Origin of the sequence: Streptomyces sp. NBC_01717 (assembly GCF_036248255.1) — a bacterium.
GTDB lineage: Bacteria > Actinomycetota > Actinomycetes > Streptomycetales > Streptomycetaceae > Streptomyces.
In genome coordinates this window covers 7,662,734-7,679,930 of sequence record NZ_CP109178.1, presented here as the reverse complement: position 1 = coordinate 7,679,930, position 17,197 = coordinate 7,662,734, and the positions used below count along the sequence as shown (strand labels likewise).

At 69.3% G+C, this 17,197-nt stretch carries 17 protein-coding genes, 1 pseudogene and 1 riboswitch; of the genes and pseudogenes, 8 read left to right on the top strand and 10 right to left on the bottom strand.

The window, feature by feature from the left end:
* Positions 1–97 precede the first annotated feature (97 nt).
* The gene (locus OHB49_RS34750) at positions 98–292 is read left to right on the top strand and encodes a hypothetical protein (RefSeq protein ID WP_329164860.1); all 195 of its coding nucleotides are present in this window, start codon (positions 98–100) and stop codon (positions 290–292) included.
* A gap of 78 nt (positions 293–370) precedes the next feature.
* Entirely contained in the window at positions 371–802 is a 432-nt protein-coding gene (locus tag OHB49_RS34745; protein WP_030979538.1) for a type II toxin-antitoxin system Rv0910 family toxin, read from the top strand.
* Between the two features lie 67 nt (positions 803–869).
* Here the strand turns inward: OHB49_RS34745 and OHB49_RS34740 are convergent, their stop codons facing one another.
* The gene (locus OHB49_RS34740) at positions 870–1,481 is read right to left on the bottom strand and encodes a PadR family transcriptional regulator (RefSeq protein ID WP_313936242.1); all 612 of its coding nucleotides are present in this window, start codon (positions 1,479–1,481) and stop codon (positions 870–872) included.
* Between the two features lie 130 nt (positions 1,482–1,611).
* Between OHB49_RS34740 and OHB49_RS34735 the strand changes: the two genes are divergently transcribed.
* Positions 1,612–2,415: a class I SAM-dependent methyltransferase gene (locus tag OHB49_RS34735; RefSeq protein WP_030979536.1), complete on the top strand. Its 804-nt coding sequence runs from the start codon at positions 1,612–1,614 to the stop codon at positions 2,413–2,415.
* Between the two features lie 85 nt (positions 2,416–2,500).
* On the top strand, positions 2,501–3,322 hold the full coding sequence (locus tag OHB49_RS34730; RefSeq protein ID WP_329164856.1) for a PhzF family phenazine biosynthesis protein: 822 nt from the start codon (positions 2,501–2,503) through the stop codon (positions 3,320–3,322).
* Positions 3,323–3,382: 60 nt separating this feature from the next.
* On the opposite strand, the gene OHB49_RS34725 is transcribed toward OHB49_RS34730, so the two are convergent.
* Entirely contained in the window at positions 3,383–4,162 is a 780-nt protein-coding gene (locus OHB49_RS34725) for a CPBP family intramembrane glutamic endopeptidase (protein WP_030979534.1), read from the bottom strand.
* Positions 4,163–4,509: 347 nt separating this feature from the next.
* On the opposite strand from OHB49_RS34725, the pseudogene OHB49_RS34720 reads away from it, so the two are divergent.
* A pseudogene (locus tag OHB49_RS34720) lies at positions 4,510–5,064 on the top strand (hypothetical protein); the annotation flags it as partial.
* 10 nt (positions 5,065–5,074) lie between these two features.
* Here OHB49_RS34720 and OHB49_RS34715 read toward each other — a convergent pair.
* The gene (locus tag OHB49_RS34715; RefSeq protein WP_329164854.1) at positions 5,075–6,583 is read right to left on the bottom strand and encodes a glutamate-cysteine ligase family protein; all 1,509 of its coding nucleotides are present in this window, start codon (positions 6,581–6,583) and stop codon (positions 5,075–5,077) included.
* Between the two features lie 481 nt (positions 6,584–7,064).
* Here OHB49_RS34715 and OHB49_RS34710 point away from each other — a divergent pair, with 481 nt between their 5' ends.
* The gene (locus OHB49_RS34710; protein WP_329164853.1) at positions 7,065–7,658 is read left to right on the top strand and encodes a hypothetical protein; all 594 of its coding nucleotides are present in this window, start codon (positions 7,065–7,067) and stop codon (positions 7,656–7,658) included.
* A 320-nt stretch (positions 7,659–7,978) separates the two neighbouring features.
* Positions 7,979–8,185, top strand: a complete 207-nt coding sequence (locus tag OHB49_RS34705) for a DUF5999 family protein (protein WP_030921602.1) — start codon at positions 7,979–7,981, stop codon at positions 8,183–8,185.
* Between the two features lie 85 nt (positions 8,186–8,270).
* On the opposite strand, the gene gcvP is transcribed toward OHB49_RS34705, so the two are convergent.
* Positions 8,271–11,156 (bottom strand): aminomethyl-transferring glycine dehydrogenase, encoded by a 2,886-nt coding sequence (gcvP, locus tag OHB49_RS34700; RefSeq protein ID WP_329164852.1) that lies wholly within the window; start codon positions 11,154–11,156, stop codon positions 8,271–8,273.
* A 194-nt stretch (positions 11,157–11,350) separates the two neighbouring features.
* Positions 11,351–11,448, bottom strand: a riboswitch (glycine riboswitch).
* 101 nt (positions 11,449–11,549) lie between these two features.
* On the opposite strand from gcvP, the gene OHB49_RS34695 reads away from it, so the two are divergent.
* Positions 11,550–11,930 (top strand): PRC-barrel domain-containing protein, encoded by a 381-nt coding sequence (locus tag OHB49_RS34695; RefSeq protein ID WP_030979528.1) that lies wholly within the window; start codon positions 11,550–11,552, stop codon positions 11,928–11,930.
* Here the strand turns inward: OHB49_RS34695 and OHB49_RS34690 are convergent.
* The 6 genes from OHB49_RS34690 to OHB49_RS34665 all read right to left on the bottom strand — a co-directional run bounded on the left by OHB49_RS34690 (position 11,855) and on the right by OHB49_RS34665 (position 17,193).
* On the bottom strand, positions 11,855–13,309 hold the full coding sequence (locus tag OHB49_RS34690; RefSeq protein WP_329164851.1) for a DNA polymerase IV: 1,455 nt from the start codon (positions 13,307–13,309) through the stop codon (positions 11,855–11,857). The genes OHB49_RS34695 and OHB49_RS34690 overlap by 76 nt on opposite strands.
* Positions 13,310–13,366: 57 nt before the next feature.
* Positions 13,367–13,984, bottom strand: coding sequence for a MerR family transcriptional regulator (locus OHB49_RS34685; RefSeq protein ID WP_329164850.1), 618 nt, complete (start codon positions 13,982–13,984; stop codon positions 13,367–13,369).
* Between the two features lie 168 nt (positions 13,985–14,152).
* Positions 14,153–14,626 carry a bifunctional nuclease family protein gene (locus OHB49_RS34680; RefSeq protein WP_030921587.1) on the bottom strand — a complete coding sequence of 158 codons (474 nt, stop codon included), beginning with the start codon at positions 14,624–14,626 and terminating at the stop codon, positions 14,153–14,155.
* 53 nt (positions 14,627–14,679) lie between these two features.
* Positions 14,680–15,423 (bottom strand): transcriptional regulator FtsR, encoded by a 744-nt coding sequence (ftsR, locus tag OHB49_RS34675; protein ID WP_329164849.1) that lies wholly within the window; start codon positions 15,421–15,423, stop codon positions 14,680–14,682.
* 17 nt (positions 15,424–15,440) lie between these two features.
* Positions 15,441–16,214, bottom strand: coding sequence for an FHA domain-containing protein (locus OHB49_RS34670; protein WP_078853054.1), 774 nt, complete (start codon positions 16,212–16,214; stop codon positions 15,441–15,443).
* Positions 16,215–16,404: 190 nt separating this feature from the next.
* The gene (locus tag OHB49_RS34665; protein WP_329164848.1) at positions 16,405–17,193 is read right to left on the bottom strand and encodes a DUF881 domain-containing protein; all 789 of its coding nucleotides are present in this window, start codon (positions 17,191–17,193) and stop codon (positions 16,405–16,407) included.
* Positions 17,194–17,197: the final 4 nt, after the last annotated feature.

Here is a 17,197-nt window from a genome sequence, read left to right as displayed (position 1 = left end):
CGCCGCCTTGCCTTGCACTCCCGGAGCAACCCTGAGCCGCCCCATAGACGTCCCTCACGCGTCACCACTTTCGCGGCCGCCGGATGGGAGCGCCGGAGTGTCATGGATGGTCGCTCTGCCGGCGATCGACGGCCGGGAGTACGTCTACCGGGTCCAGGCACCCTGCGGCGCCATGGCCGCCGACCTGTTGTGGGCTGCGTTCCACTGCCATGACGACGGCCCGCACCCGCGCGCGCTCGATCGCTTCGACGCGGCGCTGATCTGGCGGGCGAGCCGACCTCAACATATCTGACGGTTCATCAGTATTGAATGTTCTCGCTACTGCGGCTACGTTCCGCGACACCGTAACCCGACGAGAAGGGGTGGTCGCATGGCCGAAGTCAGTGCCGAAGCGCGTATCGAAGCGCCGGCCGAGAAGGTCTGGGCCCAGCTGACGGACTTCACCGCGTACGGCCAGTGGAATGCCACCCACACCAGCTTCCCCAAGGGCGGTCCCGCCACGCTCGAACTCGCGGCCACCTACGAGGAGAACATGAAGCTCATGGGCTTCCCCGCCGAAGTGACCTGGACGGTGGAGGAGCTCGAGACCGCCCGGCTGCTGACCACCAAGGGCAAGGGCCCCATGGGGGTCAATCTGGCCATGCGCTACTCACTGACACCCGACGGCGATGCCACCACGGTCCGCATCGACGGGGAGTTCACCGGCGCCGCGGTCTCCCTCATGGCAGGCAAGCTCAAGGACTCGGCGACCGCCGCACTCGCCGAGTCGCTCCGGAAGCTGAGCGGGCTCGTCGCCGCCTGACCGCTTCCGGACCGACGAGGGGCCCCGCGGCCAAAGCCGCGGGGCCCCTCGCACAGCGCCCGCCGGGTCAGTGCTCGTCGGCAAGGATGAGATAGAGCTTCTTACGGGCGTCGTTGATCACCGACAGCGCCTTCTGGCGCTGGTCGGCCGAGCCGGTCTTCCAGACCTGGCCGAACGCCTCCATCAGACCGAAGCCGGCCTGCCGGATCTCGTTCACGCTCTCCCAGTCGACCCCGCGGCCGGCCTCCTCCCAGGGCGCCTCGGGCCCGGACTCCGCCTCGGTGCGGCCGCTGTCGGTGAGCGTGAACAGCTTCTTGCCGCCCTCGCTCGCACTGACGATCAGCCCCTCGTCCTCCAGCAGCTGAAGGGTCGGATAGACCGAGCCGGGGCTGGGACGCCAGGCCCCGCCGCTGCGCTCGCCGATCTCCTGGATCATCTCGTAACCGTGCATCGGACGGTCCTTCAACAGCGCCAGGATCGAAGCGCGGACGTCACCGCGACGCGCCCTGCCCCGGCCGCCTCCACGACCGCGCCCCCCACCGAAGGGGCCCCCACCGAACGGACCGCCACCGAAGGGCGGGCCGAACTGCCCGAAGGCGCGACGCCCCTCGAAGTCGCCCCGACCTTGATGACCGGGCCCGCAGTGCCCATGTCCGTGCTCGTGTCCATGTGAACGCATCGCTACGCTCCTTCCATCGTTGATCTGTCGCGATGCGTCAACGATATATCGGAACCGGTCGTACGGCAATCGCTTCGGAAGGGCCTTGCATACTTGCCCCGGAGACGGCACAGGACGAAGGCGATGCGACATGACTGCACCTGACCCGGAGCACGGCTACCTGCTCGACAACCGGCAGTCCGAGGCGGGCATCCGCTTCGGCGCGCTCGCCGAACTCTTCGACCCGGTGACCTTCCGGCATGTCGACCGGCTCGGGATCACCGCGGGCATGCGGTGCTGGGAGGTCGGAGCCGGTGGCCCCTCCGTTCCCGCAGGGCTGGCCGCACGGGTCGGTCCGACCGGCGCGGTGGTCGCGACGGACATCGATGTGTCGTGGGCGCAGGGCGCCGCGGACGAAGTCGTCGAGGTACTGCACCACGATGTCGCCACCGATCCCCCGCCTCCCGGAGGCTTCGACCTGGTCCATGCCCGGCTGGTCCTGGTGCACGTCACCGACCGTGCCGAGGCACTGCGCCGCATGATTCAGGCGCTGCGCCCCGGTGGCGTACTCCTTCTGGAGGACGCCGACCCCGGGTTGCAGCCGCTGCTGTGCCCCGACGAGTCGGGCCCCGAACAGCGCCTCGCCAATCGCCTCCGGTCAGGCTTCCGTGAACTCATGGCGACCCGCGGTGCAGACCTCGCCTACGGCCGGACCTTGCCCCGGCTGCTGCGCGAGGCGGGTCTGGCCGATGTGCAGGCCGACGCGTACTTCCCGATCACCTCACCGGCGTGCACCGTCCTCGAGGCCGCCACCGTGCGCCAGATCCGCGACCGGCTCGTGACGTCCGGTCTCGCCACCGACGAGGAGATCGACCGGCATCTGACGAACGTCGCCACCGGACGCCTCGATCTGGCCACCGCCCCGCTCGTCTCCGCGTGGGGACGCCGGCCGTAACGCCCGGGGTGGCTCCCGGCATCCCGTGCCGGCGGCCCGGAATTGGCCTTGGTCAGCCGCGGCCCAGGGCCTCTACGGTCGTCCCATGAGGATCCGAATCGTCGACGCGTTCACCGACCGCCCCTTCACCGGCAACCCTGCGGCCGTCCTGCTCCTGGATTCCGACGTCTTCCCCGAAGCCGACCGGCTCCAGCAGGTCGCCCTGGAGATGAACCTCTCCGAGACCGCCTTCGCACACCCCCTGCCTCCGGGCGGAGAGGCGGACTGGGCGCTGCGCTGGTTCACCCCTGCCACCGAGGTGGACATGTGCGGGCACGCCACCCTCGCCACAGCCCACGTCCTGCACACGACCGGAACGGCCGGCGGAACGGTGCGCTTCGCCGCCCGCTGCGGCATCCTCACCTCCACCGCCCACCCGGACGGCTCACTCACACTCGACTTCCCCACGGCCCCGCTCACCCCGGCCTCCACCCCGGCCGGACTGGCCGTCGCCCTGGGCGCGGAACCGCTGACCGTCCACGACACCGGCGCCCACATCGGCGACCTGCTCGTCGAACTGGCCGACGAGGAGTCCGTGCGCGGACTGACCCCGGACTTCGCCGGGCTGGCCTCCTGCTCACGGCGCGGCATCATCGCCACGGCCGCCGCCGAGGACCCGTCCCGTGGCTACGACTACGTCTCCCGCGGCTTCTTCCCCCGGGTCGGTATCGACGAGGACCCGGTGACCGGGAGCGCCCACACCGCCCTGGCGCCCTTCTGGTCGGCCCGGTTCGGCCGTGACGAGCTGACCGGTCTGCAGGCTTCTGCCCGTTCCGGCCTGGTCCGCACCTCGCTGCGCGGCGACCGCACACTGCTCACGGGCAGCGCGGTGACAGTCGTCGACGGAGAACTGCTGACCACCTTCTGACCGACGGGAGAGGGGGCGTACGCAATGGCCCGTATGCCCCCCTCTTTCCGCGCGACCCACTCACGGCGTCGGCAGCCACCCCACCTTCCCGGCCAGCAGCGCGTACCCGACGAACGCCCCGATGTCGAGCAGCGCATGTGCCACGACCAGCGGGCCCACGCGCCCCCATCGCCGGTAGAGCAGCACGAAGACGACGCCCATCACCATGTTGCCGATGAACCCGCCGATCCCCTGGTAGAGGTGGTACGAGCCGCGCAGCACCGAACTCGCCACCAGGGCGGCCATCGGCGTCCACCCCAACTGCCCGAGTCTGCGCAGCAGATACCCGACGACGATCACTTCCTCGACCACGGAGTTCTGCAGCGCGGACAGGATCAGGACCGGATACTTCCACCACACGCCGGGAAGCGACTCCGGAACCACCGTGAGGTTGAACCCGGCGGCCCGCGCCAGCAGATAGAAGGCGAGGCCGGCGCTGCCGATCCCCGCCGCGATCAACACGCCGCGCCCCAGGTCCGACCTGGGCCTGGTCCGGTCGAAACCGATGACGCGCAGGCTCGCCCCCTCCCTGATCAGCAGATGCGCCACCAGCGCGACGGGGACCAGCGCCGTGGCGATACCGAAGAGTTGCCAGGCGAGATCCAGCCAAGGGCGTCCTGGCGCGTAGGAGCTGTTGAGCGTCGCCGCCTGCTCCTTCAAAGCCCCCGGTTTCGTCAGTGATCCGACAAAACTGATCAGGGCGGACACCGCGCTGGCACCCAGCGACAGAGCCAGCACCAGCACCGTTTCGGACCGCAGGATCCGTCGCGACACGTCCTCCTGAGGGAAAGAATCAGCCACGCGCCCCTCCTCCACCTGTACACCCGCCTTCCGTTGTGCATTCGCGTCTCATCCTGCTCCCCGTCCCACGAGGGCCTCGAATGCAGGTACGAAGATCATGCTCGATCGGCCGGGGGCGACCACCACTGGTGATGGTGCGGCCCCCCTTCTCCTTGTTCATCCTCAAGGAGCGGCACCACCGACATGCGACGCCACAGCTTGCCCGATGACTACGCGACGCGACCGACCGGGACACTTCTCCGCCACGCCGCCGCACCGTTGTCGTCGCCACCATGCTCGTCCTCGCTGTGGCGGCGGGTACGGCAATTGCTGCGCAGGCCGGCCTGTTGCCGTTCTCCAAGTAAAGGAAACACGGCTTCAGGCCGACCGACGGGACGGCCGGGCAGGCGCTGGTCACATCGGCCGGCGGCAAAACACCCCAGCCCTACGCCACTTCATCCGCCATCGCGCCGTCCACCGAGGACGTCCAGGAGACGCTCGGCATGTGGACGATCACTGTGCAGGGCCCGCGGCTGACCGCGGTCGTCGATGCCTCCGGTTCCATGGCCACGATCGTTCCGGTACGCAATCGGTCCCGGATGGATGTCACCAAGGCGTCGTTGATCCAGGCCCTCGGCCGGTTCACGCCGAACGACGAGATCGGTCTGTGGGAGTTCGCCGCCACGCTCGACGGCGCCAAGGACCACCGCCGACTGGTGCCGACCGCCCGGCTCGGCGACCCCGTGAAGGGCGGCGGCACCCACCGCTTGAAGCTCGCCGCGGCCTTCTCCGCACTCCAGCCGATGCCGAACGGTTCGACGGGTCTGTACGACACCACGCCGGCTGACTCCAGGGGAGCGCAGTCCGCCCAGGTGAGGGGAAGTCGAACAGCGCGCACGTGGCTCACCGGACACAGCGGCGAGCCACGCCGGTCTACGGACTGTCCGGGAAACCGACCGGCCAGGTGTGCACGGGTTCGCCGCTGTGCATCAGCTCGGCATACCGGCGCGTCGTCGCCCCGAGCGCCGCGTCCCGTGCGAGCCCGGCCTCCAGCCCCCGGTGGTACGTGTCCGCCTGCCAGGACGCCCCGTTCACCCGCCGCTTGCAGCGCTCCTCGATGACCCCGAGGTAGTGGTCGCGGTCCGCGGGCTCGATGTTCCAGGCATCGAGCCCCGCCGCGGCGAGCGGCAGCAGTTCGTCCCGTACGAGCTTGACGGCCGGCACCCGGGTCAGCCCGCCCGACCGGCCGGGCCTCGGCCAGATCAGCTCGGCGTCGATGCCCCTGCGGCAGGCGGTGTCGAAGTTCTCGGCCGCGGCGGCGAACGGCAGTCTGGTCCACACCGGGCGGGACTCCTCGGCGAGCGCCCGCACCAGGCCGTAGTAGAGCGCGGCGTTGGCCATCACATCGGTGACGGTGGGCCCGGCGGGCAGGACGCGGTTCTCGACGCGGAGATGAGGTACGCCGTCGGCCAGCCCGTACACCGGCCGGTTCCAGCGGTAGACCGTACCGTTGTGCAGTACGAGTTCCTGGAGCGCCGGCATCCCGCCCTCGTCGAGAACCTGGAGCGGGTCCTCCTCGTCACAGATCGGCAGCAACGGCGGGAAGTAGCGCAGATTCTCCTCGAAGAGCTCGTACGCGGAACTGATCCACCGCTCGCCGAACCAGGTTCGCGGGCGCACTCCCTGGTTCTGCAGTTCGGGCGGCCTGGTGTCGGTGGCCTGTTGGAAGAGCGGCGGGCGGGACTCCCGCCACAGCTCCCTGCCGAACAGGAAGGGCGAGTTGGCCCCCAGGGCGATCTGAACGGCGGCGACGGCCTGCGCCGCGTTCCACACGTCCGCGAACCGCGCAGGGGTCACCTGCAGATGCAGCTGGACCGAGGTGCAGGCCGCTTCGGGCGTAATCGAGGTGGAGGTACAGACCAATCGTTCCACGCCTTCGATATCGAGCGCGAAATCCTCGCCGCGCGCCGCCACCATTTGATCGTTCAGCAACGCGTAGCGGTCCCCGTCCGAGAGATTCGCCGAGACCAGGTCCCGGTGGTCGAGGGTCGGCAGTATTCCGATCATCATGATGCCGGCGTCGACCTCTCCGGCCTTCCGGTGGGCATATCCGAGGCCGGTCCTGAGCTCCTCGGCCAGTTGATCGAATACGCGTCCGTCCAGGCGGTGCGGGACTATGTTTACTTCCAAATTGAACATCCCGAGTTCGGTCTGGAAATCACGGCTCGCGATCCGCTCCAGCACCTCCGCATTCATCATCCTCGGCAGGCCGTCCGCACCTGCCAGATTCAGCTCGATCTCCATGCCCATCAGGTTGCGCGGGCGGTCGAACCTCTGCTCCGCCAGGAGCCTCCCCAACCCCTCCAGGCACAGGTGGAGTTTCCTCCGGTACCTCTGCCGATCGGACAGGTCAAAGGCGCCCGCCACGACCTTCTCCCCCATCGAAGCGTCCCTCCTCGAGTGGGCAGCCCGCGGCCCAGGCCGCTCGCGTCACGGTCGATAATGCCCAGGCAGGTGATCGATAACGCCCCCACGGACAGCGCGGACCCACTAATCTCAGTGCGGCGGCCGGGGGCACATTCCGTCGGCATGAAGCACTGCGCCGTTCCGACCGTGCGGTGGTGGCGAAATCGTCGACGTGTTTCGGCCGACCGCGGCCGGGAAAAAACACCAGGCAGCAGCTGCGCCACACACACCGAATCAGCAGGTTCTCCGCATAATAAAGTCCGGATACCGCCTTGCCGGCAATACCTGAGGCGGCTAGCGGAAACACCGTGTGAACACCTGTCGTATAAACTCCGCGGACGAGGCAGAGAGTTGACGCACCGGCCCAGTCACCGGCCTCCTCTGGCCCCGCACGCCGACAGCGCCGTCTGCCCCCGCCCACGCATCACCGTGTCTCCGAAGTGAGAGGCGACCCACTATGCCGCTGCACGTACCTCCGGCTCCCGCGCCCGCCCTGCGCAGCGTCCTCGCGGCACTCGGTTCACCCACCGCAGTTCGCGAGGCCCGCACCCCGGCTCTCCGGTCCGTCCAGGGACCGCTGAGCCCCGAACTCCCGCTCCCCGTCCATGTGCTGGACCGGATCGGCCTGAGCGGGCTCGCACCACGCACCCGCCTGGCCGCGTGGCGCTTCCTGATCCGCAGTTCGGAGCGGGCCGTCGCTGCGGCGGACACCATGCTCACCCCGGACGGGTGGACCTTCTCCCACTTCTTCGAGGGTCCGTACATCGCCTCGACCGAACTCGCCCTGCGCCAGGCGGAGACGCTGACACCGCACTATCAGCCACGCCTGCTCTCCATCCCCGAGCTCTACATGCTGACACTGTGGCTGCACGAGGACATCGAGGCCGACGCGTCCGGCGGATCCCTCGCCCCCACCGACCTTCTGGTACCGCTGGCTCCCGCCCCACCCGGCATCGCGGCACACCGCCCGCACCGGGTCGCCGATCTGCTGCCCGTGATGACGCTGCGTATCACCCCTGGCCCTGGTCCCCTGCTCGGTTCACCGGCCTGACCACAGCCCGCCGCCGGTTTGCCGTGTTCTGCCCCGTCGCCGTTTCCGGTGGCGGGGCACAGTACTGCTCGTACGCACTCGGAGGCCATCCGGACTAGTCCGGTCCGGCCACCCCGAACCACCCGAAGGGACAGTGCAGTTGTGTTGAACCGTCCGGCCGGGTGATGCGTCATGGGAGTAGGAGAAGTGCTGCCGCGAAATCCCTGCGGATTGACGCCCGTGGGGCAACACTGGGACCGGACCGATTGATACGGGGGGCGGCCATGAACACCTCATCAAGCCGCAGGACACTCACTACAACGCAGCGAAAGAACCCACCCATGTGCCAGCACCAGCCACCCTGCCCGACCGCCGACTCAGCCGACCGGGAGGCCGCCCGTCTGATGGCTCACCACCCGGAACAGGGCTGGAGCCTGCTGTGCAACGGCGTCCTGCTCTTCGAGGACACCGGTGAGCTGCTCCCGGACGGGCAGATCATCGCCCCGCACCGGCCGCTGGGAACCGGCCAGGTGATGAAGGCCGCCTGACCGCGGCCCGTACGAACGGGGGCCGGCCCGGAGAAGATCTCCGCACCGGCCCCGACGCATGTCCGCGTCACACCCGACGGGTGGGTCAGTTGTCGTACTCGTCCAGCGGCGGGCAGGAGCAGACGAGGTTACGGTCACCGAACGCACCGTCGATCCGGCGCACCGGCGGCCAGTACTTGTCGGCGGCCGAGACTCCGGCCGGGAAGACGGCCTCCTCGCGGCTGTAGCCGTGCTTCCACTCCCCGCCGAGCATGGCGGCCGTGTGCGGGGCGTTGGTGAGCGGGTTGTCGTCCGCGCTCCACTCGCCGGAGGCGACCTTCTCGACCTCGTGGCGAATGGCGATCATCGTGTCGCAGAACCGGTCGAGCTCGGCAAGGTCCTCGCTCTCGGTCGGCTCGATCATCAGCGTCCCGGCCACCGGGAAGGACATGGTCGGCGCGTGGAACCCGTAGTCGACCAGGCGCTTGGCGATGTCGTCGACACTGACGCCGGTCGCCTTGGAGATCGGCCGCAGATCCACGATGCACTCGTGCGCGACGAGTCCGGCCGGGCCGGTGTACAGGATCGGGTAGTGCGGTTCCAGACGCTTGGCGATGTAGTTGGCGGCGAGTACGGCGACCTGCGTCGCACGCTTCAGACCCTCGCCGCCCATCAGGCGTACGTACGCCCACGAGATCGGCAGAATGCCGGCCGAGCCCCACGGAGCGGCCGAGATCGGTCCGACGCCGGTCTCGGGACCCGCGGCGGGCTGCAGCGGGTGGTTCGGGAGGTACGGCGCGAGGTGCGCGCGGACGCCGACCGGGCCGACGCCGGGGCCGCCGCCGCCGTGCGGGATGCAGAAGGTCTTGTGCAGGTTCAGGTGCGAGACATCGCCGCCGAACCGGCCCGGCTTGGCGAGGCCGACGAGCGCGTTGAGGTTGGCGCCGTCGACGTACACCTGACCGCCCGCGTCGTGCACCTCGGCGCAGATGTCGGCGACGTGCTCCTCGAACACACCGTGCGTCGACGGGTACGTGATCATGAGCACGGCCAGCTCGTCGCGGTACTGCTGGATCTTGGCGCGGAGGTCCGCGACGTCGATCTCGCCGTCGTCGGCGGTCTTCACCACGACGACCTTCATGCCCGCCATCACGGCGCTCGCGGCGTTGGTGCCGTGCGCGGAGGACGGGATGAGGCAGACGGTCCGCTGGTCGTCGCCGTTGGCCCGGTGGTACGCGCGCACGGCCAGCAGGCCCGCGAACTCGCCCTGCGAGCCGGCGTTGGGCTGAATGGAGACGGCGTCGTATCCGGTGACCTCGGCGAGACGCTCCTCCAGCTCACGGATGAGCGTGAGGAAGCCCTCCGCCTGCCCGGCCGGCGCGAACGGGTGGAGCGCACCGAATTCCGGCCAGGTGATGGACTCCATCTCGGCGGTCGCGTTCAGCTTCATGGTGCAGGAGCCGAGCGGAATCATGCCGCGGTCCAGCGCGTAGTCGCGGTCGGCGAGCTTGCGCAGGTAGCGAAGCATCGCGGTCTCGGAACGGTGCTGGTGGAAGACCGGGTGGGTGAGGAATGCGTCGGTGCGCAGCAGGGACTCGGGCAGCGCGTCGACGGCCACGCCGTCCAGCGCCTCGATGTCGCCGTCGGTACCGAAGGCGGCCCACACCGCGGCGATCTGGGCACGGGTGGTGGTCTCGTCGCAGGCGAGGGAGACCAGGTCGGCGTCGACGAACCGCAGGTTGACACCGCGTTCACGGGCGTCGGAGACGACGTCGGCGGCCCTGCCCGGGACGCGCACCGTGAGCGTGTCGAAGTAGGCGTCGGTCTCGACGTCGATGGAGGCAGCCCGCAGGCCCTCGGCCAGGATCGCGGCGTAGCGGTGCGTGCGCCGCGCGATCGTCCGCAGTCCGTCGGGGCCGTGGTACACGGCGTACATCCCGGCCATGACGGCGAGCAGCACCTGAGCGGTACAGATGTTGCTGGTGGCCTTCTCGCGGCGGATGTGCTGCTCGCGGGTCTGCAGGGCGAGGCGGTACGCCTTGTTGCCGTCCGCGTCGACGGAGACACCGACGAGGCGGCCGGGCAGGCTGCGGGCGAACTTCTCGCGCACGGCCATGAAGCCCGCGTGCGGTCCGCCGAAGCCCATCGGCACACCGAAGCGCTGCGTGGTGCCGACGGCGATGTCCGCGCCGAGGTCGCCGGGCGAGGTGAGGAGGGTCAGGGCCAGCAGGTCGGCGGCGACGGTGACGACGGCGCCGAGCTCGTGGGCCTGCTCGATGACGGGCTTGATCTCCCGGACGGCGCCGGAGGCTCCCGGGTACTGGAGCAGCACGCCGAACACACCGCGCTCGGCGATGTCGGCGGGGATGCCCTCGCTGAGGTCGGCGACGACCACCTCGACACCGGTCGGCTCTGCGCGGGTCTCTATCACCGCGATGGTCTGCGGCAGGGTGTCCGCGTCGACCAGGAAGACGCCGTTCTTGACCTTGCCGACGCGCCGTGCGAGCGCCATGGCCTCGGCTGCCGCAGTGCCCTCGTCGAGCAGCGAGGCGCCGGAGGTGGGCAGCCCGGTCAGCTCGGCGACCATCGTCTGGAAGTTGAGGAGGGCCTCGAGCCGACCCTGCGAGATCTCCGGCTGGTACGGGGTGTAGGCCGTGTACCAGGCGGGATTCTCCATGACGTTGCGAAGGATCACCGGCGGGGTGAAGGTGCCGTAGTAGCCGAGCCCGATCATCGGGGCGAGGACCTGGTTACGGTCGGCGAGGGTGCGCAGCTCGGCCAGGACCTCGGCCTCGGTGCGGGCCGTCGGCAGCTGCAGCGCCTCCGCGTTCTTGATGACATCGGGCACCGCGGCCGCGGTCAGGTCGTCGAGCGAGCCGTAACCGACCTGGGCGAGCATCTTCGCCTGCGCCTCGGCATCGGGTCCGATGTGGCGCTGTTCGAAGGGGATGCCCTGCTCCAGCTGGGAGAGCGGAGTGCGACGGGGGGTCATGGTGGAGGCCTCCTGGTCTGTCACGACCTGCGAGGGGCACCGCGGCGCGGGTGCCCGGACGGCCTCCCCCTCTGTCATCTCAACCTGAGAGCTTCACCGGTCCGCCCTGCGGCGTACCGACTTTCACCGTCGGTGAGGAAGGGATCCGTCCCGGCGTCTGCCGCCACGAAACCCGCCCTGCTTTCCAGAGTGACCTCGTCCGTGCGGTACGGGGGCCTGAGAGATTCCGGGGAGGATTTGCTCCTTCGGCGCCTGCCGGATTTGCTCCGGAGGACTCTCCCGCACGGGGTCAGCAGCCACAGCCAGCCTACCAGCGGGGTTCGTCTCGGAAGTCTCGAGTGGCCGAAGCCCCGGATCTGCACTTTCGTAGTGCCTGTGGAGTAGCCGCGACCAATGGGAGGGACCGTGCAGACCGACATCGATCCGCGGAGCCTGATCGGCCGCAAGGCGTTCGACCGCAAGGGCACCAAGATAGGCACCATCGACGAGGTGTATCTCGACGACGCGACCGGTGTCCCCGAGTGGGCAGCCGTCCGCACCGGACTGTTCAGCAGAGACGCCTTCGTCCCGCTGGAGCCCAGCGAATTCGTCGACGATTCGCTCCGCATCCCGTTCGACCGTGCACTGATCAAGGACGCACCCGACTTCGGCGTGGGCCGCCATCTCTCGCCGGAACAGGAGCTTCAGCTCTACCGGCACTACGGTCTGGACTCGCCGCCCGAGGAGCCTGGACCGGACCGCGACTTCGGCAGGCTGGCCGGCCAGGACGAGTAGTCCACGGGGTCGCGCACCAGTGGCAGCGGATCCGCGGGCCACAGCTCCGGATCGTCGATACGGAACGTGCGCACCCGCCCGGGCGGCGACTCGGGTTCCTCGAACCGCACCGTCACCCGTCCCACCCCACTGCCCTGGACCCACCCGTGGCCATAGGCGTCATGGCGTACGTCCTGCCCGGCGGGCCAGCGCCGGGCCGCGAGCTGCTCGGGGGTCTCCTGCTCCGGTGCACCGGCCGCCGGCTCGTCCCCGTGCTCGCCGGGGCCCGGGTCCTCGGCGGCCGGGTCGTCGGGCGCGGCCCGCTCACCGGCCGCCTGGGCGAAGAGATCTTCCTGGGTGTAGTCGGCGAGCCCCGTGACACCCACTCCGAGGAGCCGTACGCCTCCGGTGGTGTCCACGGCCTCCAGGAGCCGTGCGGCCGCCTCTCTGACCACCCCGGGGTCGTCCGTGGGCCCCCGCAGCGTCTCGGACCGCGTGAGCGTCGAGAAGTCGTACCTGCGGACCTTCAGCACCACGGTCCGTCCGGACCGCTCCGCTGCCCGCAGCCGCTGGACACACCGGTCGGCCAGCCGGTCGACCTCCGTCCTGACCCGGACCCGGTCGTGCAGGTCCATGTCGAAGGTGTCCTCGACCGAGACCGACTTGGCGTCGCGCTCCGCGACGACGGGGCGGTTGTCGTACCCGAGGGCCATGCGGTGCAGGGAGACGCCGTGGGCCTTGCCGAGCAGCCGTACGAGCTCCGCCTCCCCCGCCTCGGCCAGGTCGTCGACCGTGGTCATCCCGGCGCGTCGCAGGTGGTCCCCGGTGGCCGGTCCGACGCCGGGCAGGATCCGCACGGACATGGGCGCGAGCAGCTCGCGCTCAGTGCCCGGCTCGATGAGCAGCAGCCCGTTCGGTTTGGCCTCCTCCGAGGCGATCTTGGCCAGCATCTTCGAGCCCGCGAGGCCCACCGAGCCGGTGAGGCCGGTGACGGCTCTGATGGCGTCCCGCAACTGTTCACCGACGGCCCGTGCCGAGGCCGAGTCGTCGGCCACCCCGCCGGCCTCCAGATCGACGAAGGCCTCGTCCAGGCTGAGCGGCTCCACCAGCGGTGAGAGCCGCCCGAGCAGCTCCATCACCTGGTCGCTCACCGTCCGGTACAGCATGAAGCGTGGCACCAGGTAGGCGGCGTTGGGGGCCAGGCGCCGGGCCTGCGCCGTCGGCATCGCCGAGTGCACCCCGAACCGCCGGGCCTCGTACGACGCGGTGGCGACGACCCCGCGCGGCCCCAGCCCACCCACCACGACCGGCTTGCCGCGCAGGCTGGGCTTCGCCGCCTGCTCCGCAGAGGCGTAGAAGGCATCCATGTCGAGATGGAGGATGGTGGGCGCGGCTCTCACATCAATCGATGCTGCCCTACGGCACTGACAATCGCCGCACCCCGGATCCGCACGCGGTCAGACAGCGCGGTTGCGCCGCCGGGCAAGCTCGTCGGTGGGGTTGTTGCCGACCAACGTCTCGCCGGTGTCCACCCGCTCGCCGTGCAGCTGCGACAGTGCGGCGTCGACGTCCCGCCACACCACGCCGACGGCGATGCCGAAGACCCCTTGGCCCCCCTGGAGCAGATCCACGACCTCGTCGGGCGAGGAGCACTCGTAGACCGTCGCGCCGTCGCTCATGAGCGTCATCCGCTCCAGGTCCTGGAACCCCCGGGCGCGCAGATGCTGGACCGTGGTGCGGATGTTCTGCAGCGCCACACCGGTGTCCAGGAAGCGCTTCACGATCTTCAGCAGGACGACGTCCCTGAAGCTGTAGAGGCGCTGTGTGCCCGATCCGTAGGCGGGACGCACGCTCGGCTCGACGAGCCCCGTGCGCGCCCAGTAGTCGAGCTGCCGATAGGTGATCCCCGCCGCCGCGCACGCCGTCGGCCCGCGATATCCGATGTCGTCGGCCGCTGCCGTACCGTCCCCTGCCATCGCCGCCGGTTGAGCCGGTTGCCTGATGGAGTGGCCGACTGTACTTCCATGCTGCAGATACGGCCCACCCGCTGCCGTACCGTCGCCGCTGTTTCTCACGCCGACCTCCGTCCTTGACCTGCCATCTCGAAGGTAGGCAGTCACTCGGGGTGCGTCAACGATCGCCACACTCGGCACGCCGGGTGATAATCACCCTGAGGGTGGTTTCCCGTGCCCCATTCCCGGGAATGGCTTGCCGGATGCGCTGACGGCACCTCCGCAGGACGGTCACTGACTGTTGGTACCGAAGTCCTCCGGTGAGATCTGGTCGAGGAACTCCCGGAACTTCTCGACCTCGTCCTCCTGCTCGTCCGGGATGGCGATACCCGCGTCGTCGAGCACCCCGTCACTGCCGTAGATCGGCGTGCCGGTGCGCAGCGCGAGCGCTATGGCGTCGGACGGACGCGCGCTCACCTCGACCCCGCCGGCGAAGACCAGCTCCGCGTAGAAGACCCCTTCCCGGAGGTCCGTGATGCGGACCTCGGTGAGCTCCTGGCCGAGGGCCTCGAGCACATCCTTGAAGAGATCATGGGTCAGCGGCCTGGCAGGAGCCATGCCCTGCTGGGCGAAGGCGATCGCGGTCGCCTCACCAGGACCGATCCAAATGGGGAGGTACCGGTCGCCTCCCACTTCACGCAGGAGCACGATCGGTTGGTTGGAGGGCATTTCCACCCGGACACCCACAACGTCGAGCTCGTTCACACAGCAACCCTAGGACGTGCTCGGCAGGTTTGGGTAGTCGGGCTCCCCCGTGATCAGTGGAGTCGGATCCGCAGAGCGGTCTGCACAAAGGCCGAATGAAGCCGTACGGACAGCTCCGCGAGCTCCTTCGCCGTGGCCTCCGCATGTGCTCTGGTCTGCGGATTCCGGTGCCGGCGCAGGGGAGCGACCACCTGCTCGATCAGCCCGGCCTCACGCTCCGCAGCCCCCCGCATGGCCCGCAGATGACGCGGTTCGAGACCGAATCGACCCAGATCCGCCACAAGTTTGGCCACGGTCACCGTCTCGGCGTCGTAACCGCCTTCGGCCGTCGGAGCGACAAGGCCGTACGACTCCCACTCCTCGACCTCGCTCTCGGTGACCTCGGCGGCTGCCAGCAGCTCCGCGCGCCCGATCCGTGCCGCGGTCGCCTGCCCGGACCCGGCGTCGATGGAACCGTCGGTCAGGTCCCGCTGCCCGCCCGCGGACGGCAGCGACGCCTGTTCACCGCGGGCGAGGGCGTCCAGGTGCTCCCGGATGACCTTCAGCGGGAGATAGTGGTCCCGCTGCATCCGCAGCACCTGCGCCAGCCGCTCGACGTCGTCGGGCCGGAACTTCCGGTAACCGGAAGGCGTCCGCTGCGGCTCGACGAGCCCCTCGGCCTCCAGAAAGCGAATCTTGGAGATGGTGACTTCGGGAAATTCGTCCCGCAGCTGCAGGAGCACCGCGCCGATACTCATCGCACGGTCGTCGGCGGTGACGGTGCCGTGACCGGCACCGCCCGTCGGTGTTCTCAGCATGGACCTTCCCTGACGGGTCAGATGCCCCGCTGGCTCGCGTAGAAGACCAGCCGGTACTTCCCGATCTGCACCTCGTCGCCGTTGGACAGCGCGACGGAGTCGATGCGCTCACGATTGACGTACGTGCCGTTGAGACTGCCGACGTCCTCGACCGTGAAGCTTCCGTCGGGGCTCCGGCGGAACTCCACATGGCGGCGCGAGACCGTCACGTCGTCGAGGAAGATGTCGCTCTGCGGGTGACGGCCGGCCGTGGTCAGCTCGCTGTCCAGCAGGAAGCGGCTGCCGGAGTTCGGACCGCGGCGCACCACCAGGAGCGCCGAGCCGAGCGGCAGGGCGTCGACGGCTGCCTGCGCCTCGGGCGAGAGCGACGGCACGGACGTCTGACCCGTGGCCTCCGCCTCGTACGCCTCGAGACCGGAGATGGAGATGGTCGAGGTCGTCTCCGAGGGGCGCTCGGACGGAGCACCACCCCTCAGCGGCGCACCACAGTTGGAGCAGAAACGACTGGCCTCGGCGTTGCGATGACCGCACCTCGTACAGACCGGCATGGACGCAAACCCTCCACCCGCACTTGAGGTCGATGGATCTCCGAAACCTATGCGGCCCGCACCGGCAGGGTCAACAGACGACGCGCCGGAACCACCCGAAATGTCACCGCCCGCACCCGCCACCTCGTCACGGAAGAGCGGGCGCTCCGTGCCCTGCTCATCGGTTTGGCCATGGCGCGGTGCGCGATGGCGGGCAGCTTCATCGCGTGCGCTCTTGCCGAACAACTTCCCAAACAACTTCACGGGCGATTCCCCTTGACCGAAATAGACCCGCCCGTGGGGCAGGACGAACCCTGAATGAACACACCTGCCGACCCGGACATCTTCACAACGTCCGTAGTCACTCGACAGTTTCCACCACGCGTCACCATTACGATGCGGCGACCCCCCGCAACCTCGCGCCTGTGTCCTTCGACCCACGCACCCGCCGGCATCACTGGGAGGACGACCGAGCGTAGTCAGGCCGCTTCGCCGGTCGCAAGGCATCCACCACGATGTCGTCAGCCTGTGCCACATGCACGGTGGCCTGCTCCTTTTCCAGCGTCTGCACGACGCCGCCGGGAATGTTCAGCGCCGGCTCCAGGTCCTGCGGCTTGCCGATGACCTGGAAGACATACGGCGCGGAGATGTGCCGGTCGTCGACCTTGATGTCACCGCCGTCACCGGAGAAGTACGTATTGGCAACCACCCTCACCCCGTTGACCTCGATCGCCTCGGCACCGGCCGCACGCAGCTCCTGGAGTGCGTCGAGCAGCATGTCCGGCTCCACCGCGCCGCCCGGGTCGTTGATGGTCAGCGTGATCCCGGGCCCGTGCGCCGCCACGGTGCCCGCGAGGATACCGAGTTGCCGCTCTTTTTCCACTGTCTGCTTACGCGCTTCCTCGGCCTGGTCCGAGCTGTTCTCGAGCTCCGTTCGCTGATCGTCCAGACGCTGCTTCTCGTCTTCAAGACGCTGCGTACGGTCGTCGAGTTCATCGAGGATGCGAACCAGGTCCTCCTGGCGCGCGCCGCGCAGTGCGCTGTTGTCGCTGTTCGACCGCACCTGGATCGCCAGCCCCAGGCCGAGGACGAACAGCAGCAGCGCCACGATGAGTTGAGCCCGGGTCACCCGGGGCGGCCACACGGCGGCGATCAGCCGCCGCCGCCCGGTGAGCTCCTCGGGGGCGCCGACCGGCGGCTCGCCGGTGCGCTCGGTGTCACGGGGAAATTCTTCGTCGTTCATCGGC

What these genes read in the sequence shown, in the direction of transcription:
- OHB49_RS34745 (WP_030979538.1), top strand. Translation starts at nt 371, where the DNA reads ATGGCCGAAGTCAGTGCCGAAGCGCGTATCGAAGCGCCGGCCGAGAAG.
- OHB49_RS34740 (WP_313936242.1), bottom strand. Translation starts at nt 1,481, where the DNA reads ATGCGTTCACATGGACACGAGCACGGACATGGGCACTGCGGGCCCGGT.
- OHB49_RS34735 (WP_030979536.1), top strand. Translation starts at nt 1,612, where the DNA reads ATGACTGCACCTGACCCGGAGCACGGCTACCTGCTCGACAACCGGCAG.
- OHB49_RS34730 (WP_329164856.1), top strand. Translation starts at nt 2,501, where the DNA reads ATGAGGATCCGAATCGTCGACGCGTTCACCGACCGCCCCTTCACCGGC.
- OHB49_RS34715 (WP_329164854.1), bottom strand. Translation starts at nt 6,583, where the DNA reads ATGGGGGAGAAGGTCGTGGCGGGCGCCTTTGACCTGTCCGATCGGCAG.
- OHB49_RS34710 (WP_329164853.1), top strand. Translation starts at nt 7,065, where the DNA reads ATGCCGCTGCACGTACCTCCGGCTCCCGCGCCCGCCCTGCGCAGCGTC.
- OHB49_RS34705 (WP_030921602.1), top strand. Translation starts at nt 7,979, where the DNA reads ATGTGCCAGCACCAGCCACCCTGCCCGACCGCCGACTCAGCCGACCGG.
- gcvP (WP_329164852.1), bottom strand. Translation starts at nt 11,156, where the DNA reads ATGACCCCCCGTCGCACTCCGCTCTCCCAGCTGGAGCAGGGCATCCCC.
- OHB49_RS34695 (WP_030979528.1), top strand. Translation starts at nt 11,550, where the DNA reads ATGGGAGGGACCGTGCAGACCGACATCGATCCGCGGAGCCTGATCGGC.
- ftsR (WP_329164849.1), bottom strand. Translation starts at nt 15,423, where the DNA reads ATGCTGAGAACACCGACGGGCGGTGCCGGTCACGGCACCGTCACCGCC.
- OHB49_RS34665 (WP_329164848.1), bottom strand. Translation starts at nt 17,193, where the DNA reads ATGAACGACGAAGAATTTCCCCGTGACACCGAGCGCACCGGCGAGCCG.